This window comes from Variovorax sp. CCNWLW186, assembly GCF_037203865.1.
Classification (GTDB): domain Bacteria; phylum Pseudomonadota; class Gammaproteobacteria; order Burkholderiales; family Burkholderiaceae_C; genus Variovorax.
In genome coordinates this window covers 19,217-37,431 of sequence record NZ_JBBCBO010000026.1, presented here as the reverse complement: position 1 = coordinate 37,431, position 18,215 = coordinate 19,217, and the positions used below count along the sequence as shown (strand labels likewise).

Genomic DNA, 18,215 nt, shown 5'->3' with positions numbered 1-18,215 from the left:
TCGCCTTGCATTGTAGGTTTCGCTCAGCGGCAGCTCTACACGCCTCTTGCGGCGTTCCGATGCTTTGCGTCAACCTTTCGGCTGCGCCCTGGCGAAGCGTTCGAGCACTTCGACAAAGCTCGCCGCAGCCGGCGACAGGGTGCGCCGCGCGGCGCTGTAGATGCAGACCTCGCGGTGGAAGTCGGGCGACTCCAATCGCACCATCTGCAGGCCGTGGGCGCGCACGAGCGATGCGGAATAGGTCGGGCATACGGTCAGCCCCAGCCCCGAGGCCACCATGCCGAGCGCGGTGGTCATGTACGACACCTCCTGGGTGCCCGGGCGCAGCATGTAGTCGCGCTCCGCCGGGCCCAGTTCGGGCAGCACGCGCTGGCGAAAGTCGCGCGTGGGGGCAATGAAGGTGTACGGCCCGAGCTCATGCCAGCGCACCTTGCGGCGCCTGGCAAAGGCGTGGTCCGGCGGGCAGATCAGCCAGTGCCTGTCGCGCAGCAGCGTGCGGCGTTCGATCGCGCCGTCAACGGCCACGTCCTGCCCTACAGCGAGTTCGACATCGCCGGCCGCAACGCCGGCGAGCAGGTGTTCGGGCAAGGTATCGGCAAGGCGAACGTCGACATCGGGGTACGCCTCGCGATAAAGAGCAATCACCCGCGGCATCAGTGTGCAGGCCATCAGCTGGGGCGCTGCAAGGCGCAACACTCCTTTCTTCTTGTCACGCAAATCCGTCACGCCGGCCACCGCGCTCGTCAGGTCGCCGAGCAGCCGGTGCACTGAGGGCAGGAACTCGCGCCCCGCTTCGGAAAGCTGCACGCGCCGGGTGTGGCGGTCGAGCAGCTTCACGCCCATTTCGCGCTCGAGTTCGCGCACCAGCACGCTGAGCGCCGATTGCGTGAGATGCAGTTGCTGCGCCGCAGCAGTGAAGCCGCCCGTTTCGGCCACCGCAGCAAAGGCGCGCAATTGGCGCAGGGTCAGATTCATATGTTTATTTCATCAATCGATGAATTAATTTCGATTGCATCATAAGACGCGGCGTCGCCCAATCACGGCTCACCGGAGACAAGAAGCCATGCCGACGACCGACCCCACGGCGCCCCCACCCGCCCCACCAGTGCGTGGACTGCACCACTTTGCCTGGCGCTGCCGCGACAGCGAGGAGACCCGCCGCTTCTACGAAGACCTGCTGGGCCTGCCGCTCGCGCACGTGATCAAGAGCGACCACGTGCCGAGCACGGGCGAGTACTGCCCCTACGTGCACATCTTTTTCCAGATGCGCGACGGTTCGTACATCGCCTTCTTCGACCTGGGCGACGACATCGCCGCGCTGCCTTCGCCCAACACCCCCGCGTGGGTGAACCACATCGCGCTGCGAGTGGATTCGGTGGGCGACCTGCTCGCCGCCAAGGCGCGGCTGGAGAACGCCGGCGTTGAAGTGCTGGGCGTAACCGACCACCACATCATCGAATCGATCTACTTCTTCGACCCCAATGGCATTCGCGTGGAGCTGACCACGCCGACCGTGCCGCAGGCCGAGATGGAAGCGCATGCGCTGCGCGCCCGTTCGGACCTCGACACGTGGACCGTGCGCAAGGCCGAGCTGCGCGCCGCAAGGGGCACCGCAAATGTCTGAATTGCAGCTCGCCGTCATCGACGTGAAGCCCGGCGCTGCGATGGAGAGCCAGTCGGGCCTGCAGATGCTGCGCCCGCGCATCTACGGCGCTTTTCGCGCGCCGCAAGGCCCAAAGAAGATCGCGGCCATCGTGATGCATCCGACCAGCAACTTCATGGGCCACTACCTCATCGGCCCGCTCGCCGACCGCGGCATCTGCTGCATGGGGCTGAACTCGCGCTACATGGGCAACGACACGGTGCTGCTGATGGAGCGCGCCATCCAGGACCTGGGGGCCGGCGTGCAGTACCTGCGCGCGGCCGGCTACGAGAAGGTGTTCCTGGTCGGCAACTCGGGCGGCGCGGCGCTCGCGAGCTTCTACCAGGCGCAGGCCGAGAAGCTCACCGCCACGCACTTTCCGGACGGCGACCCGACGCACCTGCACCCGGACGACCTGCCGCCGGTCGACGGCATTGCCCTGTGCGCCGCGCACCTGGGCCGCACGCGGCTGATGCGCGACTGGATCGACCCTTCAGTCACCGACGAGCACGATCCGCTGTCGGTGGACCCCGAGCTCGACATGTACGACCCGCGCCACCGCGTGCCCTACGAGCCCGAGTTTCTCGCCCGCTTCAGCGCGGCGCAGAAGGCGCGGCTCGACCGCATCGAGCAATGGTGCATCAACCGGCTCGCGCTGCTGCGCGGCACACCGGGCGCACCGCGCGACCAGACCTTCATCGTCTACCGCACGCATGCCGACCCGCGCTGCGCGGATCTTTCGCTCGATGCCAACGACCGGCAGCCGGGCAGCGTATGGGGCGATGCGCGGCAAGTGAACTACTCGGCCAATGCGATGGGACGCACCACGTCGCTCACGGCGTTTCTTTCACAGTGGTCTTCGCGCTCGCAAGCGGACGGGCCCACTAATCTCGCGCGCACCACCGTGCCCAAGCTGCTGCTCACCTACACGGGCGACCAGTCGACCTTTCCGAGCACACGGGATGCGTGGATGGCCGCCGGCGGCGCGCGCATCCGCAATGTCGACATCGTGGGCGGCAACCACTACCTGGCGGGACAGCCTGAGCTCGTTCCAAAGGCGGCCGACGCGATTGCCGAATTTGCCCACGCGCTGTAGACCGGACATGGAAACCTTTGCATTCGCGCCGGCCTACGAGCTACCGAGCTGGCCCTTCACCCCGCCGCCCGAACTGGGCGGCACAAAGACCGTTCGCCACCCGATCGTGATCGTCGGCGCCGGGCCTTCGGGCCTCACGTTGGCCTGCGACCTGGCACAGCGCGGCGTGCGCGCCGTGCTGCTCGACGAAGACGACACCGTGGGTGTTCGCGGCGCCTCGTCGCGCGGCATCTGCTACGCACAAAAGAGCCTGGAGATCTTCGAGCGCCTGGGCATCTACGAGCGCATGGCCGCCAAGGGCATCACCTGGTCATTCGGGCGCACCTTCTCGGGCGAGCAGGAGGTCTACAACTTCAACCTGCAGGCGAACAGCGTCTCCAGGCAGCCGCCTTTCATCAACCTGCAGCAGTTCTACGTCGAATGGTTCCTGGTCGAGCGCATCCTGGAACTGGGGCTGACCGACGTGCGCTGGAAGAACCGCGTGGCCAGCGTCGAGCAGTTGCACGACGGCGTGCGCATCGAGGTCGAGACGCCCGCCGGCCGCTACACCATCGAGGCCGACCGGCTGATCGACGCCACAGGCGCCAACAGCCCGATCCGCGCGCAGCTGGGCATTGATGCGCACTCGTCGCGCAGCACCGACCGCTGGTGCATCAGCGACGTGCGCTTCAAGAAGCCGCTGCCCACCGAGCGCTGGACCTGGGTCGACGCACCCTTCAACGAAGGCCGCGGCGTGTGGCAGCACCTGATGGCCGACGGTGTGTGGCGCATCGACTACCAGATGCCCGAGGACTGCGACACGAGCTACATCAGCAAGCCCGAAGTGGCCGGCGCGCGGCTGCGCGAACAGCTGGGGCCGGGCGTGGAATTCGAGTTCGTGTGGATCGGGCCGTACGGCTATCGCGACCATCTGCTCGACAGCTTCCGCCGCGGGAATGTGTTCTTCATCGGCGATGCCGCGCATGTGGTGAGCCCGTTCGGCGCGCGGGGCGGCAACAGCGGCATCCAGGACGCGGCGAATCTCGGCTGGAAGCTGGCGCTCGTTGCGCAAGGGCAGGCGAGCGATGCGCTGCTCGACAGCTACGACGCCGAACGCCAGCCCGCCGCGCAAGAGAACCTGCGGGTCACGAGCCGGTCGGCGCGCTTCCTTGCGCCGCGTTCGCCGGCCGAGCACACGCTGCGGCGCGCGGTCGTGTCGCTGGCGGCGCGCCATCCGTTTGCGCGGGCGCTGGTGAACACGGGCCGCATGTCGGTTGCGAACGACTATCCACCCGCGCCGCAATTGCCTGAAGGCGGGCGCAGCGTGCAGAACCTGCCGCTGCGCTGGGCCGACGGAAGCGAGACGACGCTGATGCAGCTTCTGGCCGACGGCACGCAGTGCATCGGTCTGTGGCTGGCGCCGACACGCACCGAGGCCACGGCGGCGATGGAATCAACCGCATCGTTGCCGCTGCGCCTGCTGGCCATCGGCGGCGACAGCGGCTTGCCGACGCTGCAGGTCGACGACCGGGTCACGAACCACCTTGGCCTGCGCGACGCGGGCAGCCTGGTGCTCGTGCGCCCCGACGCCTACCGCGCCGCGACGTTGACGAATGCCACGTCCGCGGCCATTGCCGACGCGCTGCGCACAGCCCTTCCCCGGAACACCAACTCATGATTACCGAGCCCCGCATCCCCGATCCGGACGGCTTCTACGCCGCCCTGCTCGCAGCGCACGAAGGCTTGAGCGAAGCGCAGAGCGCCGACCTCAACGCCCGCCTCGTGCTGCTGCTGGCCAACCAGTGCGGCGACCAGGCCGTGCTGCTCGACTGCATCCGTGCAGCGGCCGAAGACACTACGACCATTCAAGCCCCATGAACGCCAACGTCTCCTTCGCTTCCGCCTCCGACACACGCGAGCAGAAACCGCAACTGCGTGAGCTCGCGCCCGGCGTGTACGGCTACATCAGCGACTTCGATCCGAACTGCGGCTTCGTCGTCGGCGACGAGGAGGTGGTGCTGATCGACACCCGGCCCACGCCGCGCATGGCCCGCGACTTTCTCGCCGCCATTCGCACAGTGACCGACAAGCCGATCAAGACCATCGTGCTCACGCACTACCACGCGGTGCGCGTGATGGGTGCAAGCGCGTTCGACGAGGTCGAGGCCATCATCGCGAGCAACGGCACGCTCGACTGGATCCGCACGCGCGGACAGGCCGACTTCGATTCGGAGGTCGGGCGTTTTCCGCGCCTGTTCGCGGGGGTGGAAGAGATTCCGGGCCTCACCTTCCCGACGACGAGCTTCGAGCGCGAGATGAGCCTGTGGCTCGGTCCACGACGCGGCCTGGGCCGTGAACTGCGCCTGATGGCGCTGGGCCGCGGCCATTCGAGCGGCGACACGGTCGCGTGGCTCCCCGACTGCGGCGTGCTGTTCTCAGGCGACGTGGTGGAGAACCACTGCGGCGTGTACGCGGGCGATGCCTACATCGGCGACTGGGCCGGCACGCTCGACGCGGTGCGGGCATTGAAGCCGCGCGTGCTGGTGCCCGGACGCGGCGCCGTGCTGCAAGACGAAGCCGCCTGCGCCGAAGCCATCGGCCTAACCCAGGCTTTTCTTGGCACCCTGCTCGACAGCGTGAAAGCCGGCATTGCCGCGGGCGAAACGCTCAAGGGCTGCTTCGCGCGCGCAGAAGCGGCGATGACCCCGCGCTTCGGCGCATGGCCGGTGTTCCAGCACGTGCTGCCCTTCGACGTGTCGCGCGCCTATGACGAACTGCGCGGCATCGAACACCCCGTGGTGTGGACGGCGGAGCGCGACCGCGAGCTCTGGCAGACGCTGCGCGGGGACTGACCCGCTACCGATTTTCAAAACAAGCAACGGAGACACAAGCGATGAAACGATTTCTTCCCCTGCTGGCCGCAACCCTCGCGCTGGCTGCCGCAGTGCCTTTCGCATCTGCCCAACAGGCCGCCTACCCGAGCCAACCCGTCAAATGGATCGTGCCCTACGTGGCCGGCGGCGGCACCGACAACCTGGCGCGCGCGCTGGCCGAGGCCATGCAGCCTTCGCTCGGGCAGCCGCTCATCATCGACAACCGGCCGGGCGCATCCACCAACATCGGCGTGTCGGTGCTGATGCAGGCCAAGCCCGACGGCTACACGATCATGCAGGCCGAGAATGCAGCATTGCTCTTCAACGAGCACATGTTCGCCAAGCTGCCCTACAAGCCTGCGAGCGACTTCACCTACATCGGCACCATCGGCCGCTTTCCGGTGGCGCTGGTGGTGCACCCGGACTTTCCCGCGAAGAACGTGGCCGAGTTCGTGCGCTACGTAAAGGCCAACCCCGAGAAGGTGAGCTACGCGTCGCCCGGCAACGGCTCGCCGCACCACATGGCGATGGAACTCTTCAAGCAGAAGGCCGGTATCAGCATCACGCATGTGCCGTACAAGGGCGCCGCACCCGCCATGACCGACCTGATGGGCGGCCAGGTGCCGACGATGATGCTCGACCTGGCTTCAGGCCTGCCGATCATCAAGGCGGGCAAGGTGCGGGTGCTCGCGATTGCACTTCCTCAGCGTGCGGGCGCGTTGCCCGAAGTGCCAACCTTCGTCGAGGCCGGGTTCAGCGACGTGAACGCCTATGCCTTCCACGGCCTGATCGGCCCGGCCGGCATGCCGCCGGAAGCGGTCGCGCGCATCAACAGCGAGCTGCAGAAGGCGATGAAGGCACCCAAGGTGGTGAAGCTGTTTGCGGATTTCGGCTTCGAGCCGCTGCCGGGCACGCCGCAGGAGTTCTACAAACTGTCGCGGGCGGAGAGCGAGCGCTGGGGCAAGATCATCCAGGCCGCGGGCGTGAAGCTGGACTAGAGAAAGGGCCGACTGCTACCAGCCGAGCCACAGGTGCAAGGGCAGGTACACCGCCATGCCCGCCAGCATCGTGCCGAGCACGCCGCGCCGCCAATAGTAATAAGCGGCGCCAACCACCGTGGCGTACAGGCGTGCATCGTGCAGCGTGGTGATCAGGTGGCCCTGGGTCATCACGATCTCCGGCGCGATCACACCTGCCAATGCCGCGGCCGGCGCGTAGTGCAGCGCGCGGTGCGCCCAGTCGGGCAAGCCCCAGGGGCGGTCGAGAATGAAGAAGAAGCACCGCGTGAGCACCGTGACCCCGGCCAGTCCGACGATGATTGCGAGCGTCCAGAAATCGGTGGTGCCGCTCATTTGTTGTCTTCCGCATCCGGGTCGAGCCCGAGCTGCTTCTCGAGCCAGAAGCACAGCAGCACCGCCGTGCCGATGGCCACCACGATGTTGAGCTTGAGCGGCAGCGCATAGGCCGCCACCGCGGTAACGCTGGCAATCAGCGCGGCCAGCATGCGCAGCGGCGTGGTCGCCATCGAGCAGACGATGGCCACCAGGCTCAGCACGCCCGCAAAACCGAGGCCCCAGTTCTGCGGAATGAAGTTGGCCAGCGCAATGCCCAGAAGGCTCATGCCCATCCACGAGCACCAGGTCACGAAGTAGTTGCCGGTGAGATAGGCCTCCTGCGCCTTCTGCTCGTCGGGCCCGACCGGCGGCGACGTATACCGCCGGGTGAAGAGCGCATAGCTCAGGTCGGCGGTGAGATAGCCGTGTGTCATGCGGCGCCAGCGCGGCATGTGCATGAGGTATGGCCGAAGGTGCAGGCTGAAGACCACGAAGCGCAGGTTGACGCAAAAGCCGGTGGCCAATATCACCCAGGCCGGCGCGCCTGCGAACAGCAGCGGAATGGCGGCGAGCTGCGAACTGCCGGCGTAGACCAGCAGCGTCATTGCCACGGATTCCAGCACGCTCATGTTCGACTTGACCATGGCAACGCCGGTCATGAGGCCCCAGGCGCCGATGCCCAGAGCGGCCGAGGACATGTCTCGGATGCCGGCGCGGAATTCTGGGCGGCGGCGGATGGCTGCGGACAGGAACATCAGCCGAACACCTGCCCGGGCTTCAGGTCGAAGCCGCGCAGGAAATCGGCCACGGCCAGGCGCTTGCCGCCGGGACGCTGGAGTTCGGTGACCATCACGATCGAGCCGGCCGCGGCCACCGCAACGCCCGCGTCGGTAACAGCGAGGATGGTGCCGGGTGCGGCCGATTGTTCGGCGGGCGCGGCGTAGGCGGCCCAGAGCTTGATGGTTTCTCCATCGAGCACGCTGTTGGCACCGGGAAAAGGATCGAACGCGCGAATGCGCTGCACGATGGCGTCGGCAGGCTGGTTCCAGTCGACCTGCGCTTCATGCTTTTCGACCTTGTTGGCGTAGGTCACGCCTTCGGCAGGCTGCGGGGTGCGCTCCAGCTTGCCGATATCGGCCAGCGCCTCGACGATCATGCGGCCGCCCAGTTCGGCCAGCCGGTCGTGCAGGCGGGCGGTGCTGTCGTTGCCGATATCCACTGACTCGCGCAGCAGCATGTCGCCCGTGTCCAGGCCGGCGTCCATCTGCATGATGGTGATGCCGGTTTGCGTGTCGCCGGCTTCAATGGCGCGGTGGATCGGCGCTGCGCCGCGCCAGCGCGGCAGCAGGCTGGCGTGGATGTTGAGGCAGCCGAACTTCGGCAGGTCCAGCACCCATTGCGGCAGGATGAGCCCATAGGCCGCAACCACCATCACATCGGGTTTTGCCGCCAGAAGGGCCTCGCGCGCGGCTGAAGCGTCTTCCGGGTACTTGCCGTCGAGTCGCAGGCTACGGGGCTGTATCACAGGCCAGTTGTTGGCCACGGCACATTGCTTGACGGGAGAGGCCTGCAGCTTCATGCCGCGCCCGGCGGGTCGGTCGGGCTGGCTCAGCACCAGCACCACTTCATGTCCGGCCGCGGCAATGGCCTCGAGCGCGACGCGCGCAAACTCGGGCGTGCCCGCAAAAACGACCTTGAGCGGGTTCAATCCCGGATCCGATCGAGTTCGAGGTCATCCCCCGTGTGATAGCGGCGAACCACGCCGGTGGGGTCGATATAGATATAGAGCATGCGGCGCTCGTTCACGGCCTTGTAGCGCCAGGTCCAGACGGTGCCGTCGAAAGAACTGACGCGGCTGATTTCATAGGGCCGGCCATAGAAGGCGACCACGTCGTTCTGGCGCCATCGGTCAACCTTGATGTCGTGGCCGAAGCGCGCCTCGTTGAGCACCTGCGTCACGGAAACCACCTTGCCGGAGGCATCGACGTCGATGTCGATCACCTCGTAGCCGGCCGGCATCCGCGAATACTGCAGGCGCTCGCCGCCGCCGGTGAGCGGGTAGCGGCCCGTCGGAGGCCCCAGGCGCTGCAGGGTTTCGGCCGTCGTGGTGCCCGGCACGATGCGCGTCGGTTCGCTGGCGCAGCCGGCCAGCAGCAGCCCGGCGGCGACGATAAAAGCACTCGGCCAGGCAAGGCGCATCCTCAGGCCCTGCCTTCCCTGGCCTCTTCGCGCTGCTGCTTGAGCAGCTTGCTCTTGATGCGGTTGCGCTTGAGCGGCGACAGGTATTCGACGAACACCTTGCCCAGCAGGTGGTCGAGCTCATGCTGGATGCACACGGCGAGCAGGCCTTCGGCCTCGATGGTGCGCAGCTCGCCGTTTTCGTCCAGCGCCTGCACCTTGACCGACGTGGAGCGCATCACGCCGTCGTAGATGCCGGGCACCGAGAGGCAACCCTCTTCGTTCAGCACCTTTTCGTCGCTTGCCCAGATAATTTCGGGGTTGATGAGCACCAGCGGCTCGTTGCGCTCTTCGGAAACGTCGATGACGACCAGGCGCTCGTGCACGTCGACCTGGGTGGCGGCCAGCCCGATGCCGTTGGCGTCGTACATGGTCTCCAGCATGTCGGCAACCAGGGCCTTGATGCGTGCATCGACGCCCTGTACCGGCTTGGCAACCGTGTGCAGTCGCTTGTCCGGGTAACTCAGAATGATTCGTTTGGCCATGAAAAACGGGAAAAGTTGTGGCTATTTTCGCCAATTCCGCGACGCGATGAGCTCGGATCGCCTGAAAACGTTGCCCTTTAAAGGGCTTCGGGCGCAGAATTCGTAGCAAATTGTGAGATTCGTATGCGCACCGATACTTTGATGCGCTCACCCATCCAGACATGAAAAAGCTCCGAACCCCTGTCCGCCAGCGCCCGCATCTTTTCGCCACGTTGGCAGCCCTTGCGGTAATCAGCGGCGGCACGACGGCCTGGGCTCAGAACTACCCCGTCACTCCGCAGCAACGCGCCACGGCACAGCAAACCGCCCAGAACGGCGTTCCGCTGAGCGAACTGGCGGCCAGCGCGCCGGACGAATACACGGTCAAGCCCGGCGATACGCTCTGGGCCATTTCGCGCCTCTACCTGCTGCGCCCCTGGCGCTGGCCGGAACTGTGGGGCATGAACATCAACGAGATCGCGAACCCGCACCGCATCTACCCGGGCCAGGTTCTCTACCTGGACAAGACCGGCGGCCGCGCGCGCCTCACCATGCGCCGCGGCGCGGGCGGCAGCGCAGACGGCGGCACCATCAAGCTGTCGCCGCGCACGCGTTTCGATTCGCTGGCCGGCATGGCGCTGCCCACGCTCAACCCGAGCATCATCGAGCCGTTCCTGAGCGAGCCGATCGTGGTGGACGCCGACACGCTGCAAAGCGCGCCGCGCATCGTGGCCGGCAACGACAGCCGGGTGCTGCTGTCGCGCGGCGACCGTGCCTATGCGCGCGGCAATGCCGATACGCCGTTGCTCGAAACGCCGGGTCCACTGAAGAACTTCCGTGTGTTCCGCAGCGCCACGCCGCTCAAGGACCCGGGAACCGGTGAAATCCTCGGCTACGAGGCGCAGTACCTGGGCAAGGCCCAGCTCCAGCGCGGCGAATCGACCACGGTCGAGACCCAGAAGGACAAGGACGTCATCACGGTGGTGCCGGCCAGCATCGACATCATCGCGGCACGCGAGGAAATCCGCGCCGGCGACCGCCTGCTGCCCGAGCCGCCGCGCCAGCTGCTGAGCTACGCGCCGCGCGCGCCCTCCACGCAGGTCGAAGGCCGCATCATCTCGGTCTACGGCAATGCGGTTCAGTTTGCGGCGCAGAACCAGGTGGTGGCCATCAACAAGGGCACGCGCGACGGCGTCGACAGCGGCCACGTGCTGGCCATCCTGAAGAACGGCGAAACCATTCTCGACCGCACTGGCGAACGCAAGGAAACGATCAAGCTTCCGAACGAACGCATCGGCCTGCTGATGGTGTTCCGCCCGTTCGAAAAGGTGTCGTACGCGCTGGTGCTCGAAATCACCGACACCCCGCGCGCCGGCGACTTCCTCGTCAATCCCTGACGCCTTCACGCTTTCCATTTTTCGCTTCGTTTGGAACGCGCAGAACTCGCAGGCTGGTTGCGGCTTTCACTGACGCCGGGCATCGGCGACGGCGCCGCACGCAAGCTTCTTGCGGCCTTCGGGCTGCCTGAGGGCATTTTTGCGCAGCCCGCCGCGGCGCTCCGGCAGGTGGTGTCCCAGGCGCAGGCCGACGCCTTGCAGCAGCCGCCCAACGGCCTTCAGGCGCAAATCGACTTGACCTGGCAGTGGCTGCAATCCGGCCCGGATGACGGCACCGCCCGCCGTATCGTGACGCTGGGCGATGCGGGCTATCCGGCGTCGCTGCTCGAAATGGTCGACCCGCCGCTGATGCTCTATGTGCTGGGCGCAGCGGACTTCGACCTGACACAGCTCACCAACAGCATTGCGGTAGTGGGCAGCCGCAACCCCACGCCGCAGGGTGCCGCGAATGCGCGCGCCTTTGCACGGGCGCTGGGCGACGCGGGCTTGCCGGTGATTTCGGGGCTGGCGCTCGGCGTGGACGGCGCCGCGCACCAGGGCGCGCTTGACGCGGCCGGCGATGCGCCCCGGCTCGCGACCGTGGCCATCGTGGGGACCGGCCTCGACCGCGTCTACCCGGCCCGGCACCGCGACCTGGCGCACCGCATCACGCAGCACGGACTGATCGTGAGCGAGCTGCCGCTCGGCACGCCTCCGCTCACGCAGAACTTCCCGAAGCGCAACCGCCTCATTGCCGGCCTGGCGCGCGGCACGCTGGTGGTGGAGGCCGCACTCCAGTCGGGTTCGCTGATCACGGCTCGCCTGACCTCGGAACAGGGCAAGGAAGTGTTCGCCATTCCGGGCTCGATCCATTCGCCGCAATCGCGCGGCTGCCACGCGCTGATCCGCCAGGGTGCAAAGCTGGTCGAGTCCGTCAACGACATCATCGAAGAACTGCCCGACCTGCGCGCAGCCAGCGCGAATGCGGGTCTTTTCGGCGATGCGGGCGCCTCCTCTTCAGCCGCTGAAAATCCGCTGCTCGAGGCCTTGGGCTTCGATCCGGTGAACCTCGACGCCCTGAGCGCACGCACCGGCTGGAGCGCAGCCGCGCTGCAGGCCAAGATGCTCGAGCTCGAACTCGACGGCCATGTGGCGCGCCTGCCCGGCGGGCTGTTCCAGAGAACGGCGGCGGCTTAGTATTTTTCTCCCCCCAAAAAGGAGGGAAGAAGTGACATGAAGCCCGGGAGCTCGCAACAAGCTTCGGCTATATTGGGCTCATGTTCGAAGTGCTTGTTTTTGTCTACGAAAACTATTGGCGCGGCGATGCCTGCCCCGAACCCGGACAACTGGGCCGCAAGCTCAGTGCCCACGGCTTCGAGGCAGAAGAGATCCGCGATGCGCTGCACTGGCTTGACGGCCTGAGCCTTGCAACCCAAGGCATGCAACTCGAGCGAAGCGCCGATGACGACGCCATTGCCACCGTCACGCTGCGGGGCGCCCCCGAAGCCGCGCTGCCCCAGTCGAGCAATGCCATGCGGGTGTATTCCCAGGCCGAGCAGGAGCACCTGGGCGCCGACTGCCTCGGCTTCATCCGTTTTCTCGAGTCGTCGAACGTGCTGTCTTGCGGTTTGCGCGAAATCGTCATCGAGCGCGCCATGGCCGCACCGGGCGATCCGGTTGCGCTCGACGAACTCAAGATCATCGTGCTGATGGTGCACTGGAGCACCGGCATCGAGCCCGACGCGCTGGTGCTCGACGAACTCTGCGAAAGCCGCGAGGGCCGCATCGCGCACTAGCCGGCTAGTTCAGCAGGCGCTCCGGGTTGGCGTCGAGCTTGGCGAGCGCCTCGCGCGTGGCGCGCACCGTGAGTGTTTCTTCCTCGGCCGGTACCAGAAGGCCGGCTTGCAGGTAGTTGGCCAGCCGGCCGACCTGGATGAGAAAGCTGCGGCCGTCGGCCGAAGCGAACAGGTGCAGCTGCTTGCGGTCGCTGCGCCAGACGAATTGAACCTGGCTCACGCGGTCGTTGTGGTCGAGCATGAACCAGTTGCCCACCTGGAGTTCGTGTGCCCACTCCAGCATGTCTTCGGCCACAACGGCGCCGGAGGTATCGGGCACCACCTCGATCGAGGCCGCATCCACGCCGAGCAGCAGCTCGATGCTGTTCGCATCCAGCGGCAGGTTGGAGGCGCCGCCTTCGTCGCTCACAAAGTCTTCCAGGTGCGCCAGGCGCTCGGCCATGGCCTCGATCTTGGCGGCGGGAATGGCCTCGGTCTTCGACAGGAAGGCATCGGACAAGGTCGCGCCGATGGTCTTGATGTGGGCTTCCTGGGGCTCGTCGATGATGCCCAGCAGGTTCATGCCCAGGCGCAGTCGCTGAAGCAGCTGCGGCAGGTCCTGGATCACGCGGGCGCGGTCGGCGCGGTTGGGCTTGGCGCTCGCGGCCCACACCAGCTCGGAGGCGACGCGCTTGAGCATGACCGTCTGCTCGCCCTGGGCGCCGTAGCGCAGTGCGGCAATGGCCAGCACCTCGGCCCAGACCTTGAAGAGAAACTCGCGGATCTCGTCGCGCACCGGCATGTCGTTGAGCATCTTGCGCAGCTCGATGGTGTACTGGATCGCCATCGTTTCCTTCTGCTCGACCTGCTGCGCCACGCTCATGACACGCTGGGTGGTGTCGCTTTGCGTGAGATAGCGCCCGAGGAACGCGACGAACTCGTCGAATACCAGCTTGAAAACGCGCTGCCCGGTTTCGGGGTATTGCTCGATCACCTGCACCACGCGGCGGATTTCGCCTTCGAGCGCACTGCCCGAAATGGCCGCGGCATCGAAGCCCATCACGCAAGAGCCCATGCGGTCGATCAGCATGCGCGCCGGATGCTGCAGGGTGCCGAAGAACTCGGGCTCGGCAATGGCCACGCGCAGCACGGGCATCTGCAGCCGCGCAAACCACACGCGGGCCGAGAAAGGAATGCGCTCCTCCGCGAGGATGGCCTGGAACATGAGCGCCACGATCTCGACGGTGGCCTTGTCGGCCGTAGTGGGCGCGCGCTTCTTGATCTCGGCGCTGCGCCGACGCAGATCGACCGACGCCTGCTGGAGCATGGTGGCTTGATCGCCGGGGCTGTTCTGCATGTACTGCGTGGCGGCCATCCTGTAGGCGGCTTCGGCATCGGCGATCACGGCTGCAAAGGTATTGGAAACGGCCCGCGAAGTGCCGCCGCCCCCGCCACCCCCGCCGGCGCCGCCCGCGGGCGCGCTGCCGTCCGTTCCGGCGACCGACTGCGGCGACGAAGACATGGTGGACTGCATGTCTGCCGCACCGATGCGGGCGGCGACAAAGCGCTTGAGGCTGAGCAACGCCGTCTGCGCGCGCTGGCGGGCAAGCAGCAGCGGCGAGCCGCCAGTCGTTGCGAGCGGCACCGACGGCGCAAAGCCCCGCGCTTGCGGCGACGCTTCCGACGAGCCATGGCGCGAGGCGGCACCCGGAGCCTGGCTGGCACCGCCGCCGGCATATGGCGACCCGGGCACCGTCGCCGGTCCGCTGGAGCCGCCGGAACCGCCGGTTCGGCGCACGAAATTCTTGAGATCGATCTCCTCCATCACGCCCTTGGAGACCAGGAACGCGTTGGCGTCTTCGTAGGCCTTGACGACCGCGCCGACCAGGAGCTGCTGCACGGTGTCCTGCACGCGGGCCCAGAGCGCGCGGCTCAAGCCGGCCGCCAGCCACTGGTCCACCAGCAGCTTGGACAGCGCTTCGGGCCTGAGCACGTCATGGGCGTCCAGCTCGGTGGTGCCTTCGAGGTGCTGGATGCGCAGCCGCAGGTCGCTGAGTTCGAAGCTCGCTTTTTCCTGGATCGCCTGCGCCAGGCGGGACGACAGGATGTTGCTTTCCATCACGTCGTCGCCGATCAGTTCGAGCCGCAGCCCGCCTGTGGACGATGCGCCGGCCGCCGCACCCGGCGTGTTCACCGACTTGCGCCAGCTGGTCTGGGCCAGCGAAACCCATTGCGTGGCCTGCCCCTGGAATGCCACGAAATCGTCACGGCTTTCCTGCATGGCGCGCGCGCTACCGACTTCCGAAGCCTGCCTGGTCAGGCGGTCCCGAATGGCCTGCGCCAGGGGAACGATGACGCTCCCGGTCGCCAGCACGAAACGCTCACGCGTCTCGCGTGCGAGCTGCAAGGAAGAGGCGGACCGCGCAATACTCATTGAAAGATCGGGAAGGCCGGTGAAGCTCTATTCGGCAACAGCCGAGAGCTTGCATCGGGAAAAGCAACTGCACAAGTGTGCATCAGCTTCCTTGCAGTTGCTGACTTCCCGCGGCACTTTCGTTCGATCCGGTGCCGTCAGACCACGGCGCCGGCGTTCGGGTCGTCCTCGGAATCGCCGTCGCGCTTGACCGGGGTGCCCTTGATGAGGTCTTCGCGCTTGATGCCGAGCCACATGGCGATGGCCGCCGCCACGAAGCACGACGAGTAGATGCCGAAGCAGATGCCGATGGTCAGTGCCAGGGCAAAGTAGTGCAGCGTCGGGCCGCCGAAGAAGAACATCGAAAGCACCACCAGCTGCGTCGAACCGTGCGTGATGATGGTCCGGCTGATGGTCGAGGTGATCGCGTTGTCGATGATCCCCACCGTGCTCATCTTGCGGTAGCGGCGGAAATTCTCGCGCACCCGGTCGAAGATCACGACCGACTCGTTCACCGAATACCCCAGCACCGCGAGCACCGCCGCCAGCACCGCAAGCGAGAACTCCCACTGGAAGAAGGCGAAGAATCCCAGGATGATGACCACGTCGTGCAGGTTGGCCAGCACGGTGGCCACGGCGAACTTCCATTCGAAGCGCACCGCCAAGTAGATCATGATGCCGATCACCACCATGCCGAGCGCTTTCAGCCCGTTGGTGGTGAGCTCGTCGCCCACCTGCGGCCCGACGACTTCCAAGCCGCGCTGCGTGGCCGAGGGGTCGACCGACTTGAGCGCCTGCATGACCTGCGCGCTTTGCTGGTCGGAGCTCATGCCCTTTTGCGCCGGCAGGCGGATCTGCACGTCGCGCGACGTGCCGTAGCTCTGCACTTGCACGTCCGGATAGCCGAGCTTGCTGACGGCCTCGCGCACCTTGCCGATGTCGGCGGACTGCTGGTAGGCCACCTCCATCACGGTGCCGCCCGTGAACTCCACCGACAGGTGCAGCCCGCGATGCAGCAGGAAGAACACCGCCAGCGCGAAGGTGGCAAAGGAAATGATGTTCAGCACCAGTGCATGGCGCATGAACGGGATGGTCTTGTGGATGCGGAAGAATTCCATGGCGCTTGTCCTTGACCTTTACTTGCCGTCAGCCACGGCGGTGCCGTCGGTCTTGGGCCGCCACACGGTGCCGATCGACACCGACTTGAGCTTTTTCTTGTTGCCGTACCAGAAGTTCACGAGACCGCGCGAGAAGAACACGGCGGAGAACATCGAGGTGACGATGCCGATGCAGTGCACCACCGCAAAGCCGCGGACAGGGCCCGAGCCGAAGGCCAGCAACGCAATGCCGGCGATCAGCGTGGTCACGTTGGAGTCCAGAATCGTGCCCCAGGCGCGGTCGTAGCCGGCATGAATGGCGGCCTGCGCCGAGGCGCCGTTGCGCAGCTCTTCGCGCACGCGCTCGTTGATCAGCACGTTGGAGTCGATGGCCACACCGATGGCCAGCGCCATGGCCGCAATGCCGGGCAGCGTGAGCGTGGCCTGCAGCATCGAGAGAATGGCCACCAGCAGCATCAGGTTGACGGCCAGCGCAATCGACGAGAACAGGCCGAACAGCGCGTAGTAGGCGCACATGAACACCATGATGGCCAGGAAGCCATACATCACGCTCTTGAAGCCCTTTTCGATGTTGTCGGCGCCCAGGCTTGGGCCGATGGTCCGTTCCTGGATGATTTCCATCGGCGCGGCCAACGAGCCGGCGCGCAGCAGCAGCGCGAGGTCGGCCGCTTCGGCCACCGTCATCGAGCCCGAAATCTGGAAGCGGTTGCCGAGTTCGCCGTTGATCGACGGGGCCGTGAGCACTTCGCCCTTGCCCTTTTCGAAGATCAGCATGGCCATGCGCTTCTTGTAGTTCTCGCGGCTCACGTCGCGCATGATCCGCCCGCCCTTGGCGTCCATGGTCAGGTCGACCTTCGGCTGGTTGCTCTGCTGGTCGAAGCCGGGCTGCGCATCGGTGAGGCTTTCGCCGGTGACGAGCACCTGCTTCTTCACAATCACCGGGCGGCCGTTGCGCTCGAAGAATTTCTCGGAGCCGAAGGGCACCGGTCCGCCGCTCAGTTCGGCCGCGCGGCCTTCTGCGCTTTCGTCGACCAGGCGCATTTCGAGCGTGGCGGTGCGGCCCAGGATGTCCTTGGCCTTGGCCGTGTCCTGCACGCCGGGCAACTGCACCACGATGCGGTCGAGGCCCTGCTGCTGGATCACAGGCTCGGCCACGCCGAGTTCGTTGATCCGGTTGTGCAGGGTGGTGATGTTCTGCTTGAGCGCCGCGTCCTGGAGCCGGCGGGCGGCCTCGGGCTTGATGGTGGCGGTGAGGCGCCAGTTGGCGCCGTCTTGCGCTTCGGTGGTCGCGAGATCGGGGAACTGGTCCTGGATGAGCTGCTTGGCCGTTTGCAGCGCCGCCGCGTCGCGGAACGAGACCTCGATGGTCTGGCCGTTGCGGTTCACCGAGGTGCCGCGAATGCCCTTGTCGCGGAAGGTGGTGCGCAGGTCACCCGCGAACGACTCGGCCTTCTTGTCGATGGCGCCCTTCATGTCGACCTGCAGCAAGAAGTCGACGCCGCCGCGCAGGTCGAGGCCCAGGTACATCGGGAACGCGTGCAGCGACGTGAGCCACGCCGGGGAACGCGAAACCAGGTTCAGCGCCACCACGTAGGGCGGGTCGGACGCATCGGGCACCAGCGTGCGCTGCAGAACGTCGCGCGCCTTCAGTTGCTCGTCGGGCGTGGCGAAGCGCGCGCGCAGCGAGCCGCCTTCGAGCGTGAGCAGGTCGGGCGTGAGCCCGGCTGTTTTCAGCGCCTCCTCGACCCGGCCCTGGGTGGCGGCGTCGACCTTGACGGTCGACTTGGCCGCGGACACCTGCACGGCAGGCGCCTCGCCGAAGAAATTGGGCAGGGAATAGATCAACCCCACAAGCAGCACGATCACGATGATCGCGTACTTCCAGACCGGATAACGGTTCATGAGAG

The 18,215-nt window shown here is 66.4% G+C and carries 18 protein-coding genes; 9 read left to right on the top strand and 9 right to left on the bottom strand.

The genetic code is table 11. From position 1 onward, the window contains the following. Positions 1 to 69: 69 nt before the first annotated feature. Positions 70 to 975 (bottom strand): LysR family transcriptional regulator, encoded by a 906-nt coding sequence (locus V9K97_RS23730; protein WP_337321109.1) that lies wholly within the window; start codon positions 973 to 975, stop codon positions 70 to 72. 88 nt (positions 976 to 1,063) lie between these two features. Here V9K97_RS23730 and V9K97_RS23725 point away from each other — a divergent pair, with 88 nt between their 5' ends. From V9K97_RS23725 to V9K97_RS23700, 6 genes are read left to right on the top strand one after another with little or no spacing between them, the layout of a single operon-like run. Continuing rightward, a complete protein-coding gene (locus V9K97_RS23725) occupies positions 1,064 to 1,624 on the top strand; it encodes a VOC family protein (RefSeq protein WP_337321108.1) in 561 nt (186 codons plus the stop codon). Beyond that, entirely contained in the window at positions 1,617 to 2,738 is a 1,122-nt protein-coding gene (locus V9K97_RS23720; RefSeq protein WP_337321107.1) for an alpha/beta hydrolase family protein, read from the top strand. Before V9K97_RS23725 ends, V9K97_RS23720 begins: the two co-directional genes overlap by 8 nt. Before the next feature lie 7 nt (positions 2,739 to 2,745). Further along, a complete protein-coding gene (locus V9K97_RS23715; protein ID WP_337321105.1) occupies positions 2,746 to 4,395 on the top strand; it encodes an FAD-dependent oxidoreductase in 1,650 nt (549 codons plus the stop codon). Then, positions 4,392 to 4,595 (top strand): DUF2783 domain-containing protein, encoded by a 204-nt coding sequence (locus V9K97_RS23710; protein WP_337321103.1) that lies wholly within the window; start codon positions 4,392 to 4,394, stop codon positions 4,593 to 4,595. The genes V9K97_RS23715 and V9K97_RS23710 overlap by 4 nt, the downstream gene beginning before the upstream one ends. Then, entirely contained in the window at positions 4,592 to 5,569 is a 978-nt protein-coding gene (locus V9K97_RS23705; RefSeq protein ID WP_337321102.1) for an MBL fold metallo-hydrolase, read from the top strand. Before V9K97_RS23710 ends, V9K97_RS23705 begins: the two co-directional genes overlap by 4 nt. A 41-nt stretch (positions 5,570 to 5,610) precedes the next feature. Then, positions 5,611 to 6,588, top strand: coding sequence for a Bug family tripartite tricarboxylate transporter substrate binding protein (locus V9K97_RS23700; RefSeq protein ID WP_337298299.1), 978 nt, complete (start codon positions 5,611 to 5,613; stop codon positions 6,586 to 6,588). 15 nt (positions 6,589 to 6,603) lie between these two features. Here the strand turns inward: V9K97_RS23700 and V9K97_RS23695 are convergent, their stop codons facing one another. The 5 genes from V9K97_RS23695 to def are packed head-to-tail and all read right to left on the bottom strand — an operon-like array spanning position 6,604 to position 9,647. Next, the gene (locus V9K97_RS23695; protein ID WP_337298298.1) at positions 6,604 to 6,942 is read right to left on the bottom strand and encodes an AzlD domain-containing protein; all 339 of its coding nucleotides are present in this window, start codon (positions 6,940 to 6,942) and stop codon (positions 6,604 to 6,606) included. After that, the gene (locus tag V9K97_RS23690) at positions 6,939 to 7,679 is read right to left on the bottom strand and encodes an AzlC family ABC transporter permease (protein WP_258502921.1); all 741 of its coding nucleotides are present in this window, start codon (positions 7,677 to 7,679) and stop codon (positions 6,939 to 6,941) included. The genes V9K97_RS23695 and V9K97_RS23690 overlap by 4 nt, the downstream gene beginning before the upstream one ends. Next, on the bottom strand, positions 7,679 to 8,632 hold the full coding sequence (fmt, locus tag V9K97_RS23685; protein WP_337321100.1) for a methionyl-tRNA formyltransferase: 954 nt from the start codon (positions 8,630 to 8,632) through the stop codon (positions 7,679 to 7,681). Before fmt ends, V9K97_RS23690 begins: the two co-directional genes overlap by 1 nt. Further along, positions 8,629 to 9,123 (bottom strand): hypothetical protein, encoded by a 495-nt coding sequence (locus V9K97_RS23680; RefSeq protein ID WP_337321097.1) that lies wholly within the window; start codon positions 9,121 to 9,123, stop codon positions 8,629 to 8,631. Before V9K97_RS23680 ends, fmt begins: the two co-directional genes overlap by 4 nt. A 2-nt stretch (positions 9,124 to 9,125) precedes the next feature. Beyond that, a complete protein-coding gene (gene def / locus V9K97_RS23675; RefSeq protein ID WP_258502924.1) occupies positions 9,126 to 9,647 on the bottom strand; it encodes a peptide deformylase in 522 nt (173 codons plus the stop codon). A gap of 161 nt (positions 9,648 to 9,808) precedes the next feature. Here def and V9K97_RS23670 point away from each other — a divergent pair, with 161 nt between their 5' ends. The 3 genes from V9K97_RS23670 to V9K97_RS23660 all read left to right on the top strand — a co-directional run bounded on the left by V9K97_RS23670 (position 9,809) and on the right by V9K97_RS23660 (position 12,798). Next, complete coding sequence (locus V9K97_RS23670) at positions 9,809 to 11,023, top strand: LysM peptidoglycan-binding domain-containing protein (protein ID WP_126748576.1); 1,215 nt, start codon at positions 9,809 to 9,811, stop codon at positions 11,021 to 11,023. A 30-nt stretch (positions 11,024 to 11,053) separates the two neighbouring features. After that, positions 11,054 to 12,199 carry a DNA-processing protein DprA gene (dprA, locus tag V9K97_RS23665; RefSeq protein ID WP_337321095.1) on the top strand — a complete coding sequence of 382 codons (1,146 nt, stop codon included), beginning with the start codon at positions 11,054 to 11,056 and terminating at the stop codon, positions 12,197 to 12,199. A gap of 80 nt (positions 12,200 to 12,279) precedes the next feature. Next, positions 12,280 to 12,798, top strand: a complete 519-nt coding sequence (locus V9K97_RS23660) for a DUF494 family protein (protein ID WP_126748578.1) — start codon at positions 12,280 to 12,282, stop codon at positions 12,796 to 12,798. 4 nt (positions 12,799 to 12,802) lie between these two features. On the opposite strand, the gene V9K97_RS23655 is transcribed toward V9K97_RS23660, so the two are convergent. From V9K97_RS23655 to secD, 3 genes are all read right to left on the bottom strand, one after another. Further along, positions 12,803 to 15,211 (bottom strand): DUF1631 family protein, encoded by a 2,409-nt coding sequence (locus tag V9K97_RS23655; protein WP_337321093.1) that lies wholly within the window; start codon positions 15,209 to 15,211, stop codon positions 12,803 to 12,805. Positions 15,212 to 15,348: 137 nt separating this feature from the next. Continuing rightward, entirely contained in the window at positions 15,349 to 16,308 is a 960-nt protein-coding gene (gene secF / locus V9K97_RS23650; RefSeq protein ID WP_258502931.1) for a protein translocase subunit SecF, read from the bottom strand. Positions 16,309 to 16,326: 18 nt separating this feature from the next. Next, positions 16,327 to 18,210, bottom strand: coding sequence for a protein translocase subunit SecD (secD, locus tag V9K97_RS23645; protein WP_258502932.1), 1,884 nt, complete (start codon positions 18,208 to 18,210; stop codon positions 16,327 to 16,329). Positions 18,211 to 18,215 lie beyond the last annotated feature (5 nt).